The sequence below is a fragment of the Rhizobium herbae genome (assembly GCF_019511375.1).
Lineage (GTDB): Bacteria > Pseudomonadota > Alphaproteobacteria > Rhizobiales > Rhizobiaceae > Pararhizobium > Pararhizobium herbae_A.
The window spans coordinates 80,278-101,026 of the sequence record NZ_JAEUAO010000001.1 but is presented as its reverse complement, the minus strand read 5'-3'; the positions used below and the strand labels follow the sequence as shown (position 1 = coordinate 101,026).

The window sequence follows — 20,749 nt, the reverse complement described above, 5'->3', positions numbered from 1 at the left end:
ATCTAGGAAATAAAGCTCTGCGCTCCGTTTCCCCCTGCGTCATCCGCCGGAACGGATTCGGCGGATGACGCAACTTCAGGAATCGTCGCCACCCGTGTGCTTTCTAAGCAACATATTGTGGCGAAAGTGCAACGGTCATCGCTGAGAAGTCAAGCACTACGAGAGCTACGGTAAACGGAAACGCCAAGCTCGCGAATCTTCTTGCGCAAGGTGTTCCGGTTCAAACCAAGCAAGTCGGCAGCCTTGATCTGATTGCCGCGGGTTGCCGTCAAGGCGGCGAGAATCAAGGGATATTCCATCTCGGCCAGCACCCGGTCATACAGCCCAGCCGGCGGCAGACCGTCGCCGAATCCCGCGAAATACTGTCGCATGTTTTCTTCCACCGCCTGGGAAATCGACATCGACCCCGGCCGGCTCGACGCCTTCTCGATCGGGCTGTCGGGAATATCGGAACGCAGTTCGCTTTCGATGATCTCCCTGGTGATCACATCCTGAGGATAGAGCGCGGTCAGCCGGCGAACGACGTTTTCGAGTTCGCGAACGTTGCCTGGCCAAGGATGCGCCTTCATCAGTTCAAGCGCTTCCTGATCAAATCGCTTGACGTCGAGACCCTCCTTTTCCGCCTGCTGGACGAAATGGCGAACGAGGTCCGGGATGTCTTCTGCGCGATCGCGCAACGGCGGGAGGCGCAAGGGCACGACATTGAGACGATAATAGAGGTCCTCGCGGAAGAGGCCCTGGTTGATCGACTGCTTCAGGTCCTTGTTGGTCGCCGCCACGATGCGAACATCGGAGCGGATCGGCGTGCGACCGCCGACAGTGGTATATTCGCCCTGCTGCAGCACACGCAGCAGCCGTGTCTGCGCATCCATCGGCATATCGCCGATCTCGTCGAGAAACAGCGTGCCGCCCTCGGCCTGCTCGAATCGACCCGTTGAGCGGTTTTGAGCGCCGGTGAAAGCCCCCTTCTCATGACCGAAGAGTTCCGATTCGATGAGGTCACGCGGGATCGCGGCCATATTGATGGCGACGAAAGGACCATTGCGGCGCTTGCCGTAATCGTGCAGCGCGCGCGCCACCAATTCCTTGCCGGTGCCGGATTCACCGGTGATCATCAGCGTCAAATCGGTCTGCATCAGACGCGCCAGGACACGGTAGATTTCCTGCATCGCGGCGGAGCGCCCAACCAGTGGCATCCCGTCCTGCGTGTCGTCGTCCATCTTGGCCGGCTTGCGCTTCGGCTCGGCGAGCGCCCGGCCGATGATCGCAATCAGTTCCGTCAGGTCGAAGGGCTTGGGCAGGTAGTCATACGCGCCCTTCTCGGACGCCTTGATCGCCGTCATGAAGGTGTTCTGCGCGCTCATCACCAGCACCGGCAGGTCGGGTCGCGCCTTCTTGATGCGCGGCAGCAGGTCGAAGGCGTTTTCGTCCGGCATGACGACATCGGTAACGACGAGGTCACCATCGCCGGCCGCGATCCAGCGCCAGAGCGTCGCGGCATTGGAGGTGATGCGTACGTCGTAGCCGGCGCGGCTGAGCGCCTGGTTGAGTACCGTGCGGATGGCAGCGTCGTCGTCAGCAACGAGAATCGTGGCGGCCGTCATCAAGATTGTCCCTTTACTGTCAGTGGTTCGCTGTCTTCCGCCGTTGGTCCCTTAGACGCGGGCATCAGGACGCGAAATGTCGTGCGGTTCGACTGGCTGTCGCATTCGACGATGCCGCCATGGCCGCCTATGATCTTGGCAACCAGCGCCAGCCCGAGGCCGGAGCCGTTGGTTTTGGTGGTGATGAACGGGTCGAACAGATGCGGCACGAGGTCCGCCGGCACCCCTGGCCCGTTGTCATGAACGCAAAATTCGAGCGGCAGCGAGATCTTCTCGCGCGTTCCGGCGACGGAGAGCCGGATACCCGGCCGATAGGCGGTCGTCAGCATGATCTCGCCATCCGGCTTGTCGGCGACGGCCTCGGCGGCATTCTTGATCAGGTTGAGGAAGACCTGGATCAACTGGTCGCGATTGGCATAGACCGGCGGCAGCGACGGATCGTAGTTCTCGGTAATGCGGATTTTCCGGGCGAACCCGGCCATGGCGACCGCCTTCACATGATCCAGGACCGAATGGATGTTGACGGGATGGCGGTCGACCGGCCGTTCGTCGGAAAAGACCTCCATGCGGTCGACCAGCGAGACGATCCGATCGGTCTCGTCGCAGATCAATCGCGTCAGCGCCCGGTCGTCGTCATTGACCGATGTTTCGAGAAGCTGGGCAGCACCCCTGATACCCGACAGCGGGTTCTTGATTTCGTGGGCCAGCATCGAGGCAAGCCCCGTGACCGAGCGGGCGGCAGCGCGGTGGGTGAGCTGCCGATCGATCTTGTCGGCCATCGAGCGTTCCTGGAAGACGATCACCACCGAACCTGGTTCCGACAGTACGGGCGCGACATAGAGATCGACGAGCTTGTCGGCACCGAGCCGCGGCGAACTCAGATCGACGCGATATTCGTTGACGGCGGCACGACGTTCGCGCACCTGCTCGATCAGCGTCAGCAGCGGGCTGCCGAAGGGAATGAAGGCGCTGATGTCGTGGCGGGCGAGATAGTTGGCGCTGGCCCCAAAAAACGACTCCGCTTCCCAGTTCGCAAACGCCACGAGGCCATTTTCATCGACAAGGATAACCGGGTTCTGGATGGCGTTGAGAACGGCCATCGGCATGGAATCCGCGATCTTCTGCTCTTCCCCGCGTAATTTCTCGGTCATGCCGCATCCTTTTCTTCTTCGCGCCCCGATCCGGCAGCGATCGCTGCGACGGTTTGGGCAAGGACGGCTTTCGGGTCGGTAGAGGTCATGATTGCCGCCTTCGCCGGCGGCGACAGATGCCGCGCGAATCGGTCGAGATACCAGGCGATATGTTTTCGGGCATGTCGCAGACCGATATCGACGCCGTAGAATTCGAGCATCATGCCGTAATGTTCGGCGACGATACCCTGAATTCCCGCAATATCCGGATGCCTGGCCGCGCCCGAAAGGACGCCGGCATGCCATGGCCGCCCCTGGCTGGAACGGCCGATCATCACCGCATCGGCGCCGGAGCGCCTCAGGATTTCCTCTGCATCGGCCGATGTGGCGACATCGCCGTTGGCAACGAGCGGAACCGAAATCACATCGCGAACGGTGCGGATCGCATCCCAATCGGCACTGCCATTATAGAACTGCATGCGCGTGCGGCCGTGGATGGTGATCATCTTCACACCGGCCTCTTCCGCTCTTTTGGCAATCTCGGGCGCATTGATGGAGTTCTCGTCCCAACCAAGGCGCATCTTCAGTGTCACGGGTACGTCGACGGCGTTTACGGTCGCCTCGATCAGTAACAGCGCATGATCGGGATCGCGCATCAGGGCAGAGCCGGAATAGCCGCCGGTCACCTTCTTGGCGGGGCAGCCCATATTGATGTCGATGACATCAGCGCCATTGCCGGCAGCAATCTTTGCCGCTTCCGCCATCCAATGGGCTTCGCGTCCGGCGAGCTGGACCATATGCGGATCGATGCCGGAATTTTTAAGGCGCGCCCAGCTTTCCGACGCGTTGCCCACGAGTTCGCGGCTTGCTACCATCTCGGTGACGACGAGACCTGCGCCGAAACGCCAGGCCAACTGCCGGAAGGGTAAGTCCGTCACACCCGACATGGGCGCAAGCACGACGCGGTTCCGAAAGGAAAGCCCCCCAACCCGAAACGGCGATGACAAATCCGGTATCTGCAAATGATTATCTTTCGGGCACATCTTTATTCTGCACTATTTTTAGACATAGTTGATAGGCTTGCCAAGCGATTTCAGTGCCACCCCACAAAATTCCCTGGAGAACTGGTAAAGGCCCGTCCTTCGCGGTAAATCACCACCGCGTCTGAAGATTTTGGACGGGTGTGCCGCCGTTTTATCGTTAAGCCGCTCAAACGAGCAGCGTTGGGCCTGGACGGTGGTGCATTCGCGGGAAGCCATACAGAAAATGCCGGCAAATGAACAGCTTTCCTGTGGTATCGTCATCGTCGCTGCAGGGCGTGGCGAGCGCGCCGGGTCGCAACAGGACGGCCCCAAGCAGTATCGCCTGATCGGCGGGCGGCCGGTTATCGCCCATACTCTTGATGTTTTTGCGACATGGCCGCGGCAAAAGGCGATCGTCGTCGTCATTCACCCCGATGATGAAGCGCTGTTCCAGCAGGCTCTGGGCCACCTGGCTGACAATAGAACGACCGTCACCCTCGTCCATGGTGGCCCAACGCGCCAACTCTCGGTGCTTGCCGGGCTGAAGGCACTCGAAACATCCAGGATCACGCATGTGATGATCCAGGATGCCGTGCGCCCGTTTGTCGATCATGCGCTGCTCGACCGCTGCTTTTCGGCCTTGGCCGACGGCGCAGAGGCCGTCCTTCCCGCCGTGGCAGTCGCCGACACCTTGAAGCGGGGCTCGCCCGACGGCAAGGTCGTCGAGACCGTGTCGAGGGCCAGCCTGTTCGCTGCACAGACACCACAGTGTTTCCGCTTCGAGCCAATTCTCTCAGCCCATGCGCAAGCCGCCGCTTCCGGCCGCGCCGACTTCACCGACGATGCCTCGATTGCCGAATGGGCCGGCATGCCCGTGACTCTGGTCGAGGGTTCTGTCGACAATATCAAACTGACGCTCAAACGGGATATCAGCATGGCGGACGAAAAACTGAGCCGGAATCCCATTCCCGACGTACGCACCGGCAATGGCTACGACGTTCACCAGCTTGTCGATGGCGACGGCGTCACGCTCTGCGGCGTTTTCATCCCGCACGACCAGAAACTGCTCGGTCATTCCGATGCCGATGTGGCGCTGCATGCCCTGACGGACGCGCTTCTGGCGACCTGCGGCGCGGGGGACATCGGCGATCACTTTCCGCCCTCGGACCCACAGTGGAAAGGTGCTGCCTCGCGCATCTTCCTCGAACACGCAGCCAAGATCGTTCGCGACCACGGCGGCACTATCATGAACGCCGATGTTTCGCTGATCGCCGAGGCGCCAAAGGTTGGGCCGCACCGCCAGGCGATGCGCGAAAATCTCGCAGTCATGCTCGACATCTCGCTTGATCGGTGCTCGGTGAAGGCGACGACCAACGAAAAGATCGGCTTCGTCGGCAGGCGCGAGGGCATCGCCGCCATTGCGACGGCAACGGTGGTTTATGCGGGAGACGGAAAATGAGCGGCTGGCCCGTGGAAATCGAACACAGGGCGCGCGCATTGATCGCTGCATTTGCCGAACGCCGCCTGATGGTCGCGACGGCGGAATCCTGCACCGGAGGACTGATCGTCGGTGCACTGACCGAAGTCTCCGGCTCGTCCTCGGTGGTCGACCGCGGTTTCGTCACCTATTCCAACGACGCCAAGATACAGATGCTGGGGGTGGATGCCGCAACGCTTGCCGCGCATGGGGCGGTGTCGCGCCAGACCGCGGTCGAGATGGCACGCGGTGCCCTCTCCCACTCTCAGGCAGATATCGCCATCGCAGTGACCGGCATTGCGGGTCCGAGCGGAGGGACGGACGAAAAGCCGGTTGGGCTCGTGCATCTGGCAGCCGCGAGCCGCGGCGGTGCGGTGCGTCATCGCGAAATGCGCTACGGCGACATCGGCCGCGATGCAATCCGGCTGGCGACCGTGCGGACGGCGCTCGACATGCTGGCGGAAGCGGCAGAAGGCTGACGCGTCACGGGCGGATGCGTTTACACGACGGCATAAATCTCGTCAGCGCGCTTTTCGAAGGCCTCTGAAAACATCCGGAAGGCGCGATCGAACATGGAGCCCATCAAGGCCCCCAGAATCCGGCTCTTGAACTCATAATCGATAAAGAAATGGACGGAGCAGCCGCCCTCGCCCGCCGGTTCAAAACGCCAGCGATTGTCGAGATATTTGAACGGTCCGTCGAGATATTTGACGTCGATGAACCGCTCGGCCTTGTTCAGCAGTACTTGTGTTGTGAAGGTCTCGCGGATCGCCTTGTAGCCGACCGTCATGTCCGCCACCAGCAGCACTTTGCCGTCGCGCTCCTTGCGCGAGCGAACCGCCAAGGCTTCGCAAAGCGGCAGGAACTGGGGATACTTTTCAACATCGGCAATCAGATCGAACATCTGGTCGGGCGTATGCTTGACGGGCCGGTGGGTCTCGAACTGGGGCATGGATTTCAGATATTCAATGATCTCAGCAAAAACAAGATGGCAGGCTGACGCGCCCCGAGCGCTCAAAAATCCGCGCGGTCAGGATGACGCGACCGCGTCGCGCCACAGTCAGCTGCAATCGGCAGCCTCTTTCCCGCGCCGGCCTAGCGATCGGCAACGGTGTCGCGTGCGGAGACCTCGCCGACGGGCTGCCAGATCAGCCGGGCGAGGCCGAGCCGCGCCAGCCAGTCCTGGACATACCAACTGATGACTTCCTTGCGGCCACTGACAAACGGCAGCCAGGCGCTGTCGAGATTGATGAAGGGCAGGAACGGGTTCGGGCGCTGCGATGCATAGAGCTCGACCCGCACCGACTTGCGCACGGAAATGCCCCGTGCATGGAAGCCGAACGTGTCTCCAACGACCAGCGTATTTGCAGGGACCGAAAATTTAGTCGGTTGAGGAAGGTGAAGGTGCTTCAGCGACGTTGCCGGAATACGGAAGGCCCCTCCACCGTGCCGTCGCGACGCCAGAACGCTCATGCGCTTGTGCCAGGCGAGCCGTCGTTTCGTCAGCTTGTGCGAACCGGCAACATAGGTGAACGGCCCTTCATCTTCCGGTACGTCATAGAGGAAGAACCAGGCCTTGGCGGTGGAATGGAACGTATCCATGTGCAGGTCGGTCTGCGGATCCTTCTCGCCGGGCTTGGCCGTCGGCTCGCCGAAAATCGTCTGGATGCTGAGGACGGGCTCCACGTTGAAGCCGCCCGCATAGCGGATCGGACCGGTCCATTTCTCGCTCCTGAGAAACGAGCGCAGCATCGGTGAATGGGCCAGCACGTCCGGGGTCAGCGGAATACGGCGCGTCACGGCGCGGCCCTCCCGCATCTCCCGCGCCGGCGCCTTCAGCGACTCCACCTCGGCGACCAGCGTCCTGAAATCAGCCTCCGGCAGGAGATTGCGGCGCTCGATATAGCCGTTTTCCGCAAAGAAGGCCCGCTCGGCGTCAGAGATCAGGTGCGTTAGCTTTCGGCGGCGCCACTCCATGATGCGCGCAGTCGTCTTCACCCGCCACACATGCAGGCCCTTGCGGTTCAGTCGCTCACTGCCAAGCACCGGATCGCGGAAATCCTTCCTGCCGGTTACCACTTGAAAAAGGCTGTACGGCATAAGAAGCGCCGTCTTCACCCTGCCCATCACACCGTCTGCCATCGCAACTTACCTATATCCAACCCCCGCGCGGGGCGCAGCAAAGCGTCAAATCAGGCATCTACACCACCGTAGACGTCGCCAAGTCGCCCGCGTCGCCACGTCGCCAACGCCGCCAAGGCGTCTGCTCCTTACTCGGCCGCAGCCAGCAGCTTCTTTTCCCGCGCCGCGCGCAGCCGTGCGAAGTCGTCGCCGGCATGATGCGACGAGCGCGTCAGCGGGCTGGAGGCGACCATCAGGAAGCCCTTGGTATAAGCGACGGTCTCGTAGGACTTGAATTCTTCCGGCGTCACGAATTTCTCGACCTTGTGGTGCTTTCGGGTCGGCTGCAGGTACTGGCCGATCGTCAGGAAGTCGACGTCGGCGGTCCTGAGGTCGTCCATCAGCTGCAGCACTTCGTTGCGCTCTTCGCCGAGGCCGACCATGATGCCGGACTTGGTGAACATGGTCGGATCGAGTTCCTTGACCCGCTGCAGGAGCCGGATCGAATGGAAGTAGCGTGCGCCGGGGCGTACCGTCAGATAGTTGCCCGCCACCGTTTCCATGTTGTGGTTGAAGACGTCCGGCTTGGCAGCGACCACACGCTCCAGCGCGCCGGGCTTCTTCAAAAAGTCCGGCGTCAGGATTTCGATGGTCGTTGCCGGCGATGCCGCGCGGATCGCCCAGATAACCTTTTCGAAATGCTCGGCGCCACCGTCATCCAGATCGTCGCGGTCCACCGACGTGATGACGACATGCGAAAGCCCCATCTGCTTGACCGCCTTGGCGACGTTTTCGGGCTCGGCCATGTCGAGCGCATTCGGCTTGCCGGTGGATACGTTGCAGAAGGCGCAGGCGCGGGTACAGATCTCGCCCATGATCATGAAGGTGGCGTGCTTCTTGTCCCAGCACTCGCCGATATTCGGGCAGCCGGCCTCCTCGCAGACGGTGACGAGCTTGTGCTCCTTCACGATCGAGCGGGTCTCCTGATAGCCCTTCGACACCGGCGCCTTCACGCGGATCCATTCCGGCTTGCGCAGCATCTCGGTATCCGGCTTGTGGGCCTTTTCCGGATGGCGGATGCGCTTGGCGTCGCTCTCGATATTGGTTCGGTCGAGAATGGTGACCATCTTGGCTTTCACTTTCCTTCAGGCGCGTGTTTCGACGGCGCCCGTTCGGGCCGGAAATACGGCTCGCCTTTTCACATGGAGGCGAGCCGTAACACAATCAAGCGTTCAGTGCACGCCCATAGGCGTCGAGCACGCTTTCCTTCAGCGTCTCCGAGATCGTCGGGTGCGGGAAGATCGTGTGCATCAGTTCTTCCTCGGTCGTTTCCAGGTTCATCGCGACGACAAAGCCCTGGATCAGTTCGGTAACTTCGGCGCCGACCAGATGCGCACCGATGAGTTCACCGGTCTTCTTGTCGAAGATGGTCTTGACCATGCCCTGGTCTTCGCCAAGCGCAATGGCCTTGCCGTTGGCAACGAAGGGGAAGCGACCGACGCGGATGTCGCGGCCTTCGGCCTTGGCCTTGGCTTCCGTCAAGCCGACGGAGGCGACCTGAGGGTTGCAATAGGTGCAGCCCGGGATCTTCAGCTTGTCCATCGGATGCACATGCGGCAGGCCGGCGATCTTTTCGACGCAGATGACCGCCTCGTGCTCGGCCTTGTGGGCAAGCATCGGCGGACCGGCGACGTCGCCGATTGCATAGACGCCCGGCACGTTGGTCTTGCCATAGCCGTCGATGACGATGCAGCCGCGATCGGTCTTCACGCCGAGCGCTTCCAGACCGAGGTTCTCGATGTTGCCCTGAACGCCGATGGCCGAGATCAGCCGGTCGGCGGTGATTTTCTCGATCGAACCGTCCTTCTTCTCGACATGGGCGGTTACCGAATCGGCCGCCTTTTCAACCTTGGTCACCTTGGCGTCGAGGATGATCTTCATGCCCTGCTTTTCGAACTGCTTCTTGGCGAAGGCGGAGATTTCGGCGTCCTCGACCGGCATGACCTGCGGCAGCAGTTCGACGACCGTCACGTCGACGCCGAGCGTGCGGTAGAAGGAGGCAAACTCGATGCCGATGGCACCCGACCCCATGACCAGCAGCGACTTCGGCATGCGGTCCGGGTTCATCGCCTCGAAATAGGTCCAGATCAGCTTGCCGTCAGGTTCGATGCCCGGCAGCGCGCGCGGACGTGCGCCGGTGGCGATAATGATGTGCTTGGCGGTATAGGTGCCCTCGCCCAGCGTATTCTTCGGCAACGGCGCCTGCGGCTGGACGATCGCCTTGGTGGTCTTTGCCACGACGATCTCGTTCGGCTTGGTGAGCTTGGCTTCGCCCCAGATGACGTCGACCTTGTTCTTCTTCATCAGGAAGCCGACGCCGCCGTTCATGCGCTCGGCAATGCCGCGCGAGCGGGCGACGATTGCCTTCAGGTCCGGCGTCACCTTGCCTTCGAGCGTCAGGCCGTAATTCTTGGCGTGTTCGGCCAGATGCAGCACTTCAGCGGACCGGAGCAGTGCCTTCGTCGGGATGCAGCCCCAGTTGGAGCAGATGCCGGCCAGGTGCTCGCGCTCGACTACGGCGGTCTTCAGGCCCAGTTGTGCGGCGCGGATCGCCGCGATGTAGCCGCCGGGGCCGGAGCCGATAACAATGACGTCGTAGGAATTTGCCATTCTGTTTCCTGCCTCTCCTTAGGTCATGTCCCGGGCAAGCAAGACCCAGTCATGCCTTTTGCTGTTCTCAAAGAGCGGCACGGCCGGAAGCCTCGCCTTCTCCACGAATCCGCTGGCGAAATAAAGCGCCTGCGCCGTCTCATTGTGGCTTTCGGTGATCAGGCTGACCTGCCTGCCCTTGGCCTTTTCGATTTCCCGGGCAAGCAGCGCTCGCCCGATACCCTTGCGGCGGTGGTGCCGATAGACACCGAGGCTGTCGATGAATCGGCTGCCGATCACCGTCACCTGCAGATCGAGAAGCGGCTTGATGACCGGATGCGGCGCGACCATATCGCGAACGCTTTCCTCAAGGTCGTAGCCGATCGACACGCCGGCAATCTCGCCATCCCATTCCGCCACCATGGCGTCCTTCCAGGTGCCGGGCTCATGGTCATTGCGCATTCTTGACCGCCCCTGCTCCATGGCGCTGTCCTTATCCCCCCGCATCACCGCTCCGTACCAGAGCCAGGTCGCGAACCCGTGCGATGCGATATCGACCAGCACCGCCAGCTCGGCCGCATCCTTGCGTTGCGCCGCCCGCAGAACCAGCACCGCCGACACTCAGAGCCCGAGCATCATCCGGACCATCGGCTCGAGGCCGCGTCCGATGGCGCGCGTATTCTCGGCATCGAGATGAATGCCGTCGAGCGGCGTGGTCGCTGCCACCGAACCGGCATCGAAGAAGCCGCATCCCTTTTCGTCGGCGAGATCGGCATAGAGCGACGCCAGCATTGCCGACTGCTCGATGCTGCCGGCGAACATGGCCGCGAAGGCGGCATTCGCCGTCTCGCGGATGGCCGGTGGCGCAACGATCAGGATTTCCGGCTGGTTTTCGCTGTCGAACGACCAGGCGTGATGCCGCACCAGGTGGATCAGCCGCTCCATCCCTTGCGTCGCGCCCGCAGCCGTGCCGCAGATCACCGGTTTCATGTCGTTGGTGCCAAGCAGGATGATGACGAGATCAACCGGATCGTGGCTGTGCAGGATCGTCGGCAGAATGCGGGCGCCGTTCCTGTCGCAATCCGCGAGGTGATCGTCAAAAGCGGTCGTGCGGCCGTTCAGCCCCTCGGCAATCACATGAACGCCGTCACCGAGCGCCTTTTGCAGGACGCTTGGCCAGCGATCTTCCAGCCGGTGACGCCCGAGCGTCTCGGCATCGTAGCCCCAGGTCAGACTATCGCCGTAGCAAAGGACCGTTTTCATGGCCGCACTCCGCGTTCCCCTCTGCCGATACCCTCCCCGCTAGGGGGAGGGAAACCGTCCTAAACCAGCATGCCCATCGGGTTCTCGATGTAGCGCTTGAAGGCCCCGAGCAGTTCTGCCCCGAGCGCGCCATCGACGGCGCGGTGGTCGGTCGAGAGCGTCACGGTCATGACGTTGGCCACCACCATCTGGCCCTTCTTGACGACGACGCGTTCCTCGCCTGCGCCGACCGCCAGGATCGTCGCGTGCGGCGGATTGACGACCGCGGCAAAGTTCTTCACGCCCATCATGCCCATATTGGACACGGCGGTGGTGCCTCCCTGGTACTCTTCCGGCTTCAGCTTGCGGCTCTTGGCACGGGCGCCGAGATCCTTCATCTCGTTAGAGATGGCCGACAGGCTCTTGGTCTCGGCGCTGCGGATGATCGGCGTGATCAGGCCGCCCGGGATCGACACGGCAACGCCGACATCGGCGTGCTTGTGCTTGACCATGTTGGCTTCCGTCCAGGAGACGTTGGCCTCCGGCACGTCGCGCAGCGCAAGCGCCATGGCCTTGATGACCATGTCGTTGACCGACAGCTTGTAGACCGGCTTGCCGTCCTTTTCCGGTGCCGAGGCGTTGAGCTGGGCACGCAGGGCCAGAAGTGCGTCCAACTCGCAATCCACCGAAACGTAGAAATGCGGAATGGTCTGCTTGGATTCCTGCAGGCGCTTGGCAATCGTCTTGCGCATGCCGTCATGCGGCACGAGCTCGTAGGAGCCTTCGGCGAAGTTCTTGAGCACGGCTTCGTCCGACGGGCCCTTGGCGAGCGGTGCTGCCGCCGGTACCGGAGCGGCAGCGGATGGAGCAGCAGACGGAGCAGCCGCAGCGGCCGGCTTCAGACCACCGCCGGCGACGGCCGTTTCCACGTCCTTCTTGACGACGCGCCCGCGCGGTCCGGTGCCGGAGATGGCGGAGACGTCGACGCCGGCTTCCTTGGCGAGCCGCCGTGCGAGCGGCGACGCGAAGGTGCGGTTGTCGGATGAGGCAGCTGCGGACACCTTGGCGGGAGCCGGAGCAGCGGCCGGTGCAGCGTCAGCCTTGGCTGCCGGAGCGGCTTCCGCCTTCGGCGTTTCCGCCTTTGCGACCGGTGCAGCGCCATTGCCCGAAGCGGCGGCTGACACATCTTCGCCTTCGGCAGCAAGCACGGCGATCACGGCATTGACCTTGACGCCCTCAGTGCCGGCGGGAACGACGAGCTTGGCAATGGTGCCCTCGTCGACGGCTTCGACTTCCATCGTCGCCTTGTCGGTTTCGATCTCGGCGATCACGTCGCCTGAAGAAACCTTGTCGCCTTCCTTGACCAGCCACTTGGCGAGGTTGCCCTCTTCCATGGTCGGCGAAAGGGCTGGCATGGTGATATTGATCGGCATGACCGTCCCTCCCGGTTACTTGTAGCAGACGGTCTTCACCGCCTCGACGACTTCGCCAACATTCGGCAGGGCCAGCTTTTCAAGGTTGGCGGCATAAGGCATCGGCACGTCCTTGCCGGCGATCGTCAGGATCGGCGCATCGAGATAATCGAACGCCTGCTGCATGACGCGGGTGGCGATTTCCGTGCCGACGGAGGACTGCGGGAAGCCTTCCTCGACGGTCACCAGACGGCCGGTCTTCTTCACCGATTCGATCACGGTCGGCAGGTCCATCGGACGCAGCGTGCGCAGGTCGATGATCTCGACGTCGATGCCTTCCTTCTCGAGCTCGGCCGCAGCCTTGACCGCGTAGGTCATGCCGATACCGAAGGAGACGATGGTCGCGTCCTTGCCTGTGCGATGAATGCGCGCCTTGCCGATCGGCAGGACGAAATCGTCCATCTTCGGCACGTCGAAGGAATGGCCGTAGAGGATTTCGTTCTCGAGGAAGATCACCGGGTTCGGATCGCGGATTGCGGCCTTCAAGAGCCCCTTCGCGTCGGCTGCCGTATACGGCATGATGACCTTCAGGCCCGGAACATGGCTGTACCAGGCGGCATAGCACTGGGAGTGCTGGGCGCCGACGCGGGCGGCAGCGCCGCTGGGGCCGCGAAACACAATCGGCGCACCCATCTGGCCGCCGGACATGTAGAGCGTCTTGGCGGCCGAGTTGATGATGTGGTCGATCGCCTGCATGGCGAAGTTGAAGGTCATGAACTCGACGATCGGCCTGAGGCCCGTCATCGCAGCACCGACGCCGACGCCGGCAAAGCCGTGCTCGGTAATCGGCGTATCGACGACGCGGCGCGGACCGAATTCCTGCAGCAGGCCTTGGGTGATCTTGTAGGCGCCCTGGTATTCGGCGACTTCCTCACCCATGACGAAGACATCGTCACTGCGGCGCATTTCTTCGGCCATCGCATCGCGAAGCGCTTCGCGCACGGTGGTCGAGACCATTTCGGTGCCGGCCGGAATGTCCGGATCGGCGGCAACTTCGACCTTTGGTTGGGCGGCGACGGGTGCGGCGGCGGCAGGCGCTTCGACCTTGGCAGGCTCGGCGGCAGGAGCAGCAGCCTTGGGCGCGGCAATATCGCCGGCGCTTTCGCCGTCCTGCAGCAGGACAGCGATCGCCGTGTTGACCTTGACGCCTTCGGTGCCGGCGGCAATCAGGATCTTGCCGATAGTTCCTTCATCGACGGCTTCCACTTCCATGGTCGCCTTGTCGGTCTCGATCTCGGCGATCACGTCGCCGGAGGTAACCTTGTCACCTTCGTTTTTCAGCCATTTGCTGAGCGTGCCTTCCTCCATCGTCGGGGAAAGGGCGGGCATGAGAATTTCGATTGGCATGGAGTGTCCTCCCCCGGATTAAAGCAGGATGTCGGTGTAGAGCTCGGATACATCCGGCTCCGGATCGGCCTGGGCGAAATCGGCACTGTCGGCGACGATGTCGCGAACATCCTTGTCGATAGCCTTCAGGTCGTCCTCGCTTGCCCATCCCTTTTCGAGGATGCGTGCCTTCACCTGTTCGATCGGGTCATGCTCGGACCGCATCTTCTGCACTTCGTCCTTGGAGCGATACTTCGCCGGGTCGGACATCGAGTGGCCGCGATAGCGGTAGGTCTGCATTTCAAGGATGATCGGGCCCTTGCCGGCGCGGCAATGCTCGACGGCCTCGTCGCCTGCGGCCTTGACCGCGCGAACATCCATGCCGTCGACCTGGAAGCCCGGGATACCGAGTGCGACGCCGCGCTGCGAGAAATCATGGCCGGCCGAAGCGCGCGATACCGAGGTGCCCATGGCGTAGCGGTTGTTCTCGACGATGTAGATCACCGGCAGTTTCCAGAGAGCGGCCATGTTGAAGCTCTCGTAGACCTGGCCCTGGTTGGCGGCGCCGTCGCCGAAATAGGCGAGCGAAACGTTGTCATTGCCGCGATAGCGGTTGGCGAAGGCCAGGCCCGTTCCGAGCGATACCTGCGCACCGACGATGCCGTGGCCGCCGTAGAAATGCTTTTCCTTGGAGAACATGTGCATCGAGCCGCCCTTGCCGCGGGAAAGACCGCTGCGACGACCGGTGAGTTCCGCCATGACGCCGCGCGCGCTCATGCCGCAGGCCAGCATATGGCCATGGTCACGATAGGCGGTGATGACCTGGTCGCCTTCCTTGAGCGCCATCTGCATGCCGACGACGACAGCTTCCTGGCCGATGTAGAGGTGACAGAAACCACCGATGAAGCCCATGCCGTAGAGCTGGCCGGCCTTCTCCTCGAACCGGCGGATGAGAAGCATTTCGCGGTAGGCCTTCAGATCGGCATCGCGATCGAACTCGGCGACGGTACCGTTGACGAAATCCTTCTTGGCGGGCTTGGCTGCGGCGGGCTTGGCGGCTGGTTTGCGGCTGGAAACGGACGCGGTTTTTCGCGGGGCCATTCATTCCTCCCTGATGGTTGCCTTTTGCAGGTACCATAGGCAAAGAATGACGCCACAGCAATGCCATATTTGCATGGCTTACATTCTTGCTAATCGACTGATATTGTTATGTTATCAACGATTAACTTGATTTTGGTTAATCACAGAATCAATGAAATATCACGATTTCGTCGGCGCGCGACATGTTCAGCCCGAAGCGAGCCTTTTCGTCCAGCATGTCGCGTTCGAGCGAACCATCGCTCAACAGCGCCACTTCTTTTTCGAGCGTCTTGCGCCGCGCGGTCAGTTCATCAAGACGCGCCTGGCGCTCGGCGCGCTGGCGGTCGAATTTCTCCGTTGCCTTCAATCCGAACTCGCCATGGATGGAATGATAGCCGAAATAGGAGAGAAAGGCGACGGTGATCAGCGGCATGACAAACCGCCCGAGCTTCCGTTTCTTATGGTGTTTGGTCCACATCGATTATGCCCTGATACGCAATACCTCGGCATCCTACCGGCCATTGATTAACCGACCGTTGACCATAAACCGCGGCAACAAAAAACCCGCGCTCTATCGAGAACGCGGGCAGAGTGCTGATAAGGCTCACAAATTCCTCTCCGCCGTCATGCTCGGGCTTGTCCCGAGCATCTTCCCCCCTGCGCATTAACGAGAGGCCAGCAGATGGTCGGGACAAGCCCGACCATGACGGAAGGCGCGAAGCGCGACGTTTTGAAATCAGCCGCGCAAGATCGACCGGCCGGCATATTTTGCCTGGGGCCCGAGCTGCTCTTCGATGCGGATCAGCTGGTTGTATTTGGCGGTGCGGTCGGAGCGTGCCAGCGAACCGGTCTTGATCTGCCCGCAATTGGTGGCGACGGCGAGATCGGCGATGGTCGAATCCTCGGTTTCACCCGAGCGATGCGACATGACGGCCGAATAGCGTGCCTTGTGCGCCGTCTCGACGGCATCCAGCGTTTCCGAGAGCGATCCGATCTGGTTGACCTTGACGAGGATCGAATTGGCGACGCCCATCTTGATGCCGTCGCGCAGACGCGCTGAATTGGTCACGAACAGGTCGTCGCCGACGAGTTGAACCTTGCCGCCGATCTTATCGGTCAGCGCCTTCCAGCCGTCCCAGTCATCTTCCGCCATGCCGTCTTCGATCGAGAAGATCGGGTATTTGCCGGCAAGCTCTGCAAGGTATTCCGCCATGGCGCCGGGCTCGAGCGTGCGGCCTTCGCCTTCGAGAACGTATTTGCCGTCCTTGAAGAATTCCGTCGAGGCGCAGTCGAGCGCGATGAAGACGTCCTCACCCGGACGGTAGCCGGCTTTTTCGACCGACTTCATGATGAAGTCGAGAGCGGCGGGCGCCGATGCGAGACCGGGAGCAAAACCGCCTTCGTCACCGACATTGGTGTTGTGGCCGTCGGCTGCAAGCTGCTTCTTCAGCGTGTGGAACACTTCCGAGCCCATGCGGACGGCATCGCGCACGGTGTCGGCGCCGACCGGCACGATCATGAACTCCTGGAAGTCGATCGGGTTGTCGGCATGGGCGCCGCCATTGATGATGTTCATCATCGGCACCGGCAGCAGACGGGCGTTCGGACCACCGACATAGCGGTAGAGCGGCAGGCCGGCGGCGGCAGCAGCAGCCTTGGACACGGCAAGCGAGACACCGAGGATCGCATTGGCGCCGAGGCGCGCCTTGTTCGGCGTGGCGTCAAGCTCGATCATGGTGTTGTCGATCAGGATCTGATCCTCGGCGTCGAAACCGCCGATGGCTTCGAAGATTTCGCCGTTGACGGCTTCGACGGCCTTCTCGACACCCTTGCCGAGATAACGCGTGCCGCCATCGCGCAGTTCGACGGCTTCATGCGCGCCGGTGGAAGCGCCCGAGGGAACGGCGGCACGGCCGAAGCTGCCGTCTTCGAGATGGACGTCGACTTCGACGGTCGGGTTGCCCCGGCTGTCGAGAATTTCGCGGCCGGTGATGTCGATGATTGCAGTCATGATGATCTCTTCCCTGCTTCAAACATGGTAATGGACGGACGGCCCTGTCATAATTCATGGACCGGAAAATACAATGGCGGGCGCCGGCAATTGCTGCCCTCGCCCCCGCCGTCAAGAAAATTTCACAAAGCTCCGCATTCAGCGCTTGGCGATCGCGTCGAAGGCAAGCAACGTCTCGAGAAGCCGCGGCATGTCCTTCAGATGCACCATGTTTGGTCCGTCGGACGGTGCGTTGTCCGGATCCTCGTGCGTCTCGATGAAGACGCCGGCGACACCGACGGCAACGGCCGCACGGGCAAGCGTCTCGACGAATTCGCGCTGGCCGCCCGAGGACGAGCCCTGCCCGCCCGGCTGCTGCACGGAGTGTGTTGCATCGAAGACGACCGGCGCACCGAGGCCGGCCATGATCGGCAGCGAACGCATGTCCGAAACGAGCGTGTTGTAGCCGAAGGAGGCGCCGCGCTCGCACAGCAGCACGTTCGGATTGCCGCTTTCGGTGAACTTCGCTAGCACGTTCTTCATGTCCCAGGGGGCGAGGAACTGGCCCTTCTTGACGTTGATGGCGCGGCCGGTCTTGGCAGCGGCGACCAAGAGGTCCGTCTGGCGGCAGAGGAAGGCCGGGATCTGCAGGATGTCGATCGTCGGCGCGACGAGACCGCACTGTTCCTCCGTGTGGATATCTGTCAGGACGGGAAAGCCGTATTCCTTCTTCAGGTCGGCGAAGATTTCCATCGCCTTTTCAAGTCCGATGCCGCGCTTGCCGGAAATCGACGTGCGGTTGGCCTTGTCGAAAGACGATTTGTAGACGAGGCCGATGCCGAGCGACTTGCACAGTTCGACCATCTTGCCGGCGATCATGAAGGCATGATCGCTGCTTTCCATCTGGCAGGGTCCGGCGATCAGCGACAGTTTCCGGGTGTTGGAAAACACCACCTGGCCGGCGCCGCTGCCGGCCACCACATCTGCATTTGCCTGCATGATTATTCTCCGAATGCGAAAATCACGCCCTGCCCCGGCGCTTCCGGAACGATCAGGCGTTTGTCATTTCTGGTGAAGGACACTGCGTTGGCAGTGAGAAGCTGCTCGGTGGCCGACAAGTCGGCGACCTTGAAGACGACGGCGCGGCCGCGCAGGCCGCGAGAATGGCCCGGCGTCTTGCGGCCGAAGAAGCCCGACGTGCCCGCCTGGTTGAGAACGGAAATCCTGACGCCGTTGCGGGTTTCGATGTCCATGCCGAAGGAATGCGCGGAAACCTCGCGCTCGTCGACCGCTTCCTGCAGGATGTACTGGAAATCGGTTGGGTTCGGCTCGGAGAGCACCACCTCGCTCAAGCCGATGACGCCGTTGGCGTGGGTTTCCAAAGCCGAGCGATCGGACGGAAGTGGCGCGACGCGCTGACAGGTGAAAAAGAAGAAATCCGGCGACCGCAGATCGGCGGCGAAGGCAAGGCGAAACGTGCCGGTTGCCTGCGATCCGTCCGGCAGCTTCATCGGGCGGGAAAATTCGAGCATCTCGCCGGCTGAAATACCGGCGTTGCGGAAACGCGCATGATCGGCCGCGGCATCATCGGAACTCAGCACGATTGCCGAGAACCCGTCATGGCCGCGGCGAAAGCGGAAGGCCTGGTCGCGGCCGACGAAGACGTTGCCGGCGAGCGCTGCGGCCTCGCACTCCTCGCGCTTGGCGATGCCCAGCGGCTCGAGATAGGTCTTGTCGGCAAGGAAGACGCAGGCGTTTTCCGTTCCGAAAGGATGAAGCGCATCCGCTGCAACGGTAAACCCAAGCCTGACATAGCGATCACGGGCGGTCGCGAGGTCAATGACCGGCAATACGAGATGGTCGAGCAGGCGGGGGATGCGGGACGCGGCGTTCATGGAATTCCCTGAAACTGGTCGGTGGCTGGTGCTTTGCCCGTTTTGACCGTCGATTTCAAGGAAATGTTGAATCGTGTAGTGTTGCGGTCGCCACTGCGGGCCCGGCTTGAAAATGCCGGGCCACGCAGAACGCCGGTTCAGAGATTGCTCATGCCGCCATCGATGACGAGTTCGCTGCCCACGGTGTAGGTCGATTCGTCGGAGGCGAGGAAAACCACGGCCTTGGCGATTTCGCTCGGATTGCCAAATCGGCCGGCCGGGATCTTGGCCGCAGCCATGGCATCGGTGTCTGCATCGGACATGCCGAGCTTGCCGTAAAGGGGCGTTGCGACCGGGCCGGGACTGACGGCATTGACGCGGATACCACGGCCGATCAGCTCGCCGGACAACGTTTTGGCGAAAGACAGGAGCGCAGCCTTGGTCAGGGCGTAAACGCTGGTGTTCGGCATCCCGATATGGGCATTGATCGACGTGTTGAGCACGATGGAGGCCGGATTGGCAAGGATCGGCAGAAGCGCCCGGATCAGGAAGAATGGGCCTTTGACATTGACGGCAACCGAGCGATCGAAGGCTTCTTCGTCGAACTGTTCAATCGGGCGGAAATCGGCGCCACCTGCATTGACGAACAGGATATCCAGATGGCCGAAGGCGTTCGCGATCGCTTCTGCGACCGCCTTCTGTCCTTCGACATCGCCGGCGTTGGCCTGAATGATAAGAGCCCCGTCGCCGAGCTCCGCGCGGGCGGCTTCGATGGTTGCCGGGTTGGTGCCGGTGACCGCAACGCGGGCACCCTCGGCAATAAACTGGCGGGCGGTTTCAAGGCCGATGCCGCTGGTGCCGCCGGTGATCAGCGCTGTCTTGTTCTGCAAACGTGACATGATGAAGTTCCTTCTGTTTGGGTTCTGGCAAAGAGCTCAGGTGCGGGTAATCGACGCGCCGCCATCGACGAGCGAGGCCGTACCGGTGACGAAGGCGGAATCGTCCGAAGCGAGATAAAGCACCGACCGGGCGAGCTCTTCGGGTACCGCGACACGCTTCAGGGCGTGCAGGTTGGTGACGAAGGACTGCGATTCCGGCGTGTTGTTCATCTCGCGGTACATCGCCGTATCGACGGCACCGGGCAGGATGGCGTTGACGCGCACGCCCTGCGGGCCGAATTCGGCGGCAAGAGCCTGTGTCAGGCCAATCAGGCCGGACTTCGAGGCTGCATAGGCGGCAACACCCGGGAAGGCAAAGCTGTAACCGACGAAGGTCGAGGTGAAGATCACCGAGCCGCCGCCATGCTTGACCATTTCGGCAATCTGGTGCTTGGCCCCGAGGAAGGAGCCGGTGAGATTGATGGCAATGGCATCGCTCCAGCCCTGCTCGGAGACACTGGTTGAAGGACCGGCCTCGCCGAGCGTTCCGGCATTGTTGAAGGCGATATCCAGGCGACCATAGGTCCCGACGGCCAGTTCCACCAGACCCCTGGCGTAATCCTCCGAGCGAACGTCACCGGCAAGGGCGACGGCCTCGCCGCCTTCGGCCCTGATTTCTGTGACGAGTTCATCGAGCTCCTTCTGGCGACGGGCGCCGACGACAAGCCTGGCACCTTCGGCTGCGAACAGCTTGGCGGTGGCGCGGCCAATGCCGGCGCTGGCACCGGTGACGATTGCGACTTTCTGAGACAGGCGTTCCATGATCTTTTCCTCTTCTGGCAGAGCGGTTGAGGCACCGTGTTGGCGTCTCTTCGTGCCGTTTG

General features: G+C 62.0%; 20 protein-coding genes. 2 read left to right on the top strand and 18 right to left on the bottom strand.

Annotated features, from left to right (window positions below):
• Positions 1-149 precede the first annotated feature (149 nt).
• From ntrC to dusB, 3 genes are read right to left on the bottom strand one after another with little or no spacing between them, the layout of a single operon-like run.
• The gene (ntrC, locus tag JNB71_RS00570) at positions 150-1,604 is read right to left on the bottom strand and encodes a nitrogen regulation protein NR(I) (protein ID WP_018325160.1); all 1,455 of its coding nucleotides are present in this window, start codon (positions 1,602-1,604) and stop codon (positions 150-152) included.
• The gene (locus tag JNB71_RS00565) at positions 1,604-2,755 is read right to left on the bottom strand and encodes a two-component system sensor histidine kinase NtrB (protein WP_220369936.1); all 1,152 of its coding nucleotides are present in this window, start codon (positions 2,753-2,755) and stop codon (positions 1,604-1,606) included. The genes ntrC and JNB71_RS00565 overlap by 1 nt, the downstream gene beginning before the upstream one ends.
• Positions 2,752-3,777, bottom strand: coding sequence for a tRNA dihydrouridine synthase DusB (gene dusB / locus JNB71_RS00560; protein ID WP_220369935.1), 1,026 nt, complete (start codon positions 3,775-3,777; stop codon positions 2,752-2,754). Before dusB ends, JNB71_RS00565 begins: the two co-directional genes overlap by 4 nt.
• A gap of 223 nt (positions 3,778-4,000) precedes the next feature.
• Here dusB and JNB71_RS00555 point away from each other — a divergent pair, with 223 nt between their 5' ends.
• Together JNB71_RS00555 and JNB71_RS00550 are read left to right on the top strand one after the other, a co-directional pair.
• Positions 4,001-5,215, top strand: a complete 1,215-nt coding sequence (locus JNB71_RS00555) for a bifunctional 2-C-methyl-D-erythritol 4-phosphate cytidylyltransferase/2-C-methyl-D-erythritol 2,4-cyclodiphosphate synthase (protein WP_220369934.1) — start codon at positions 4,001-4,003, stop codon at positions 5,213-5,215.
• Positions 5,212-5,712, top strand: coding sequence for a CinA family protein (locus JNB71_RS00550; protein ID WP_220369933.1), 501 nt, complete (start codon positions 5,212-5,214; stop codon positions 5,710-5,712). Before JNB71_RS00555 ends, JNB71_RS00550 begins: the two co-directional genes overlap by 4 nt.
• A gap of 20 nt (positions 5,713-5,732) precedes the next feature.
• Here JNB71_RS00550 and JNB71_RS00545 read toward each other — a convergent pair whose 3' ends face one another.
• The 15 genes from JNB71_RS00545 to JNB71_RS00475 form a co-directional block, all read right to left on the bottom strand.
• On the bottom strand, positions 5,733-6,185 hold the full coding sequence (locus JNB71_RS00545; RefSeq protein WP_026203227.1) for a type II toxin-antitoxin system RatA family toxin: 453 nt from the start codon (positions 6,183-6,185) through the stop codon (positions 5,733-5,735).
• Between the two features lie 143 nt (positions 6,186-6,328).
• The gene (locus tag JNB71_RS00540; RefSeq protein ID WP_223215713.1) at positions 6,329-7,375 is read right to left on the bottom strand and encodes a phytanoyl-CoA dioxygenase family protein; all 1,047 of its coding nucleotides are present in this window, start codon (positions 7,373-7,375) and stop codon (positions 6,329-6,331) included.
• Positions 7,376-7,503: 128 nt separating this feature from the next.
• Positions 7,504-8,481 carry a lipoyl synthase gene (lipA, locus tag JNB71_RS00535; protein ID WP_220371100.1) on the bottom strand — a complete coding sequence of 326 codons (978 nt, stop codon included), beginning with the start codon at positions 8,479-8,481 and terminating at the stop codon, positions 7,504-7,506.
• A 97-nt stretch (positions 8,482-8,578) separates the two neighbouring features.
• A complete protein-coding gene (gene lpdA / locus JNB71_RS00530; RefSeq protein WP_220369932.1) occupies positions 8,579-10,024 on the bottom strand; it encodes a dihydrolipoyl dehydrogenase in 1,446 nt (481 codons plus the stop codon).
• An 18-nt stretch (positions 10,025-10,042) separates the two neighbouring features.
• Complete coding sequence (locus tag JNB71_RS00525) at positions 10,043-10,624, bottom strand: GNAT family N-acetyltransferase (RefSeq protein WP_220369931.1); 582 nt, start codon at positions 10,622-10,624, stop codon at positions 10,043-10,045.
• Positions 10,625-11,266, bottom strand: a complete 642-nt coding sequence (locus JNB71_RS00520) for an SGNH/GDSL hydrolase family protein (RefSeq protein WP_220369930.1) — start codon at positions 11,264-11,266, stop codon at positions 10,625-10,627.
• A 59-nt stretch (positions 11,267-11,325) separates the two neighbouring features.
• Positions 11,326-12,678, bottom strand: a complete 1,353-nt coding sequence (locus JNB71_RS00515; protein ID WP_220369929.1) for a pyruvate dehydrogenase complex dihydrolipoamide acetyltransferase — start codon at positions 12,676-12,678, stop codon at positions 11,326-11,328.
• A gap of 15 nt (positions 12,679-12,693) precedes the next feature.
• Positions 12,694-14,064: a pyruvate dehydrogenase complex E1 component subunit beta gene (locus JNB71_RS00510; RefSeq protein ID WP_220369928.1), complete on the bottom strand. Its 1,371-nt coding sequence runs from the start codon at positions 14,062-14,064 to the stop codon at positions 12,694-12,696.
• Between the two features lie 18 nt (positions 14,065-14,082).
• Positions 14,083-15,144, bottom strand: a complete 1,062-nt coding sequence (pdhA, locus tag JNB71_RS00505; RefSeq protein WP_220369927.1) for a pyruvate dehydrogenase (acetyl-transferring) E1 component subunit alpha — start codon at positions 15,142-15,144, stop codon at positions 14,083-14,085.
• 148 nt (positions 15,145-15,292) lie between these two features.
• Entirely contained in the window at positions 15,293-15,601 is a 309-nt protein-coding gene (locus tag JNB71_RS00500; RefSeq protein ID WP_220369926.1) for an FtsB family cell division protein, read from the bottom strand.
• Between the two features lie 258 nt (positions 15,602-15,859).
• On the bottom strand, positions 15,860-17,134 hold the full coding sequence (gene eno / locus JNB71_RS00495; RefSeq protein WP_220369925.1) for a phosphopyruvate hydratase: 1,275 nt from the start codon (positions 17,132-17,134) through the stop codon (positions 15,860-15,862).
• 138 nt (positions 17,135-17,272) lie between these two features.
• Positions 17,273-18,112, bottom strand: coding sequence for a 3-deoxy-8-phosphooctulonate synthase (gene kdsA, locus JNB71_RS00490; RefSeq protein ID WP_222857142.1), 840 nt, complete (start codon positions 18,110-18,112; stop codon positions 17,273-17,275).
• A gap of 2 nt (positions 18,113-18,114) precedes the next feature.
• A complete protein-coding gene (locus tag JNB71_RS00485; RefSeq protein ID WP_220369924.1) occupies positions 18,115-19,008 on the bottom strand; it encodes a VOC family protein in 894 nt (297 codons plus the stop codon).
• Positions 19,009-19,145: 137 nt separating this feature from the next.
• Positions 19,146-19,886 (bottom strand): SDR family oxidoreductase, encoded by a 741-nt coding sequence (locus tag JNB71_RS00480; protein ID WP_220369923.1) that lies wholly within the window; start codon positions 19,884-19,886, stop codon positions 19,146-19,148.
• 36 nt (positions 19,887-19,922) lie between these two features.
• Positions 19,923-20,687 carry an SDR family oxidoreductase gene (locus tag JNB71_RS00475; protein ID WP_220369922.1) on the bottom strand — a complete coding sequence of 255 codons (765 nt, stop codon included), beginning with the start codon at positions 20,685-20,687 and terminating at the stop codon, positions 19,923-19,925.
• Between the last annotated feature and the right edge of the window lie 62 nt (positions 20,688-20,749).

Excerpts from the sequence above, each read along its gene's own strand:
- JNB71_RS00475 (WP_220369922.1), bottom strand. The coding sequence starts at position 20,687 with ATGGAACGCCTGTCTCAGAAAGTCGCAATCGTCACCGGTGCCAGCGCC.
- JNB71_RS00555 (WP_220369934.1), top strand. The coding sequence starts at position 4,001 with ATGCCGGCAAATGAACAGCTTTCCTGTGGTATCGTCATCGTCGCTGCA.
- JNB71_RS00520 (WP_220369930.1), bottom strand. The coding sequence starts at position 11,266 with ATGAAAACGGTCCTTTGCTACGGCGATAGTCTGACCTGGGGCTACGAT.
- kdsA (WP_222857142.1), bottom strand. The coding sequence starts at position 18,112 with ATGCAGGCAAATGCAGATGTGGTGGCCGGCAGCGGCGCCGGCCAGGTG.
- ntrC (WP_018325160.1), bottom strand. The coding sequence starts at position 1,604 with ATGACGGCCGCCACGATTCTCGTTGCTGACGACGACGCTGCCATCCGC.
- lpdA (WP_220369932.1), bottom strand. The coding sequence starts at position 10,024 with ATGGCAAATTCCTACGACGTCATTGTTATCGGCTCCGGCCCCGGCGGC.
- JNB71_RS00480 (WP_220369923.1), bottom strand. The coding sequence starts at position 19,886 with ATGTCACGTTTGCAGAACAAGACAGCGCTGATCACCGGCGGCACCAGC.
- JNB71_RS00515 (WP_220369929.1), bottom strand. The coding sequence starts at position 12,678 with ATGCCGATCAATATCACCATGCCAGCCCTTTCGCCGACCATGGAAGAG.
- JNB71_RS00565 (WP_220369936.1), bottom strand. The coding sequence starts at position 2,755 with ATGACCGAGAAATTACGCGGGGAAGAGCAGAAGATCGCGGATTCCATG.
- JNB71_RS00545 (WP_026203227.1), bottom strand. The coding sequence starts at position 6,185 with ATGCCCCAGTTCGAGACCCACCGGCCCGTCAAGCATACGCCCGACCAG.
- lipA (WP_220371100.1), bottom strand. The coding sequence starts at position 8,481 with ATGGTCACCATTCTCGACCGAACCAATATCGAGAGCGACGCCAAGCGC.
- JNB71_RS00550 (WP_220369933.1), top strand. The coding sequence starts at position 5,212 with ATGAGCGGCTGGCCCGTGGAAATCGAACACAGGGCGCGCGCATTGATC.
- JNB71_RS00540 (WP_223215713.1), bottom strand. The coding sequence starts at position 7,375 with ATGGCAGACGGTGTGATGGGCAGGGTGAAGACGGCGCTTCTTATGCCG.
- dusB (WP_220369935.1), bottom strand. The coding sequence starts at position 3,777 with ATGTGCCCGAAAGATAATCATTTGCAGATACCGGATTTGTCATCGCCG.
- eno (WP_220369925.1), bottom strand. The coding sequence starts at position 17,134 with ATGACTGCAATCATCGACATCACCGGCCGCGAAATTCTCGACAGCCGG.
- JNB71_RS00500 (WP_220369926.1), bottom strand. The coding sequence starts at position 15,601 with ATGTGGACCAAACACCATAAGAAACGGAAGCTCGGGCGGTTTGTCATG.
- JNB71_RS00485 (WP_220369924.1), bottom strand. The coding sequence starts at position 19,008 with ATGAACGCCGCGTCCCGCATCCCCCGCCTGCTCGACCATCTCGTATTG.
- pdhA (WP_220369927.1), bottom strand. The coding sequence starts at position 15,144 with ATGGCCCCGCGAAAAACCGCGTCCGTTTCCAGCCGCAAACCAGCCGCC.
- JNB71_RS00510 (WP_220369928.1), bottom strand. The coding sequence starts at position 14,064 with ATGCCAATCGAAATTCTCATGCCCGCCCTTTCCCCGACGATGGAGGAA.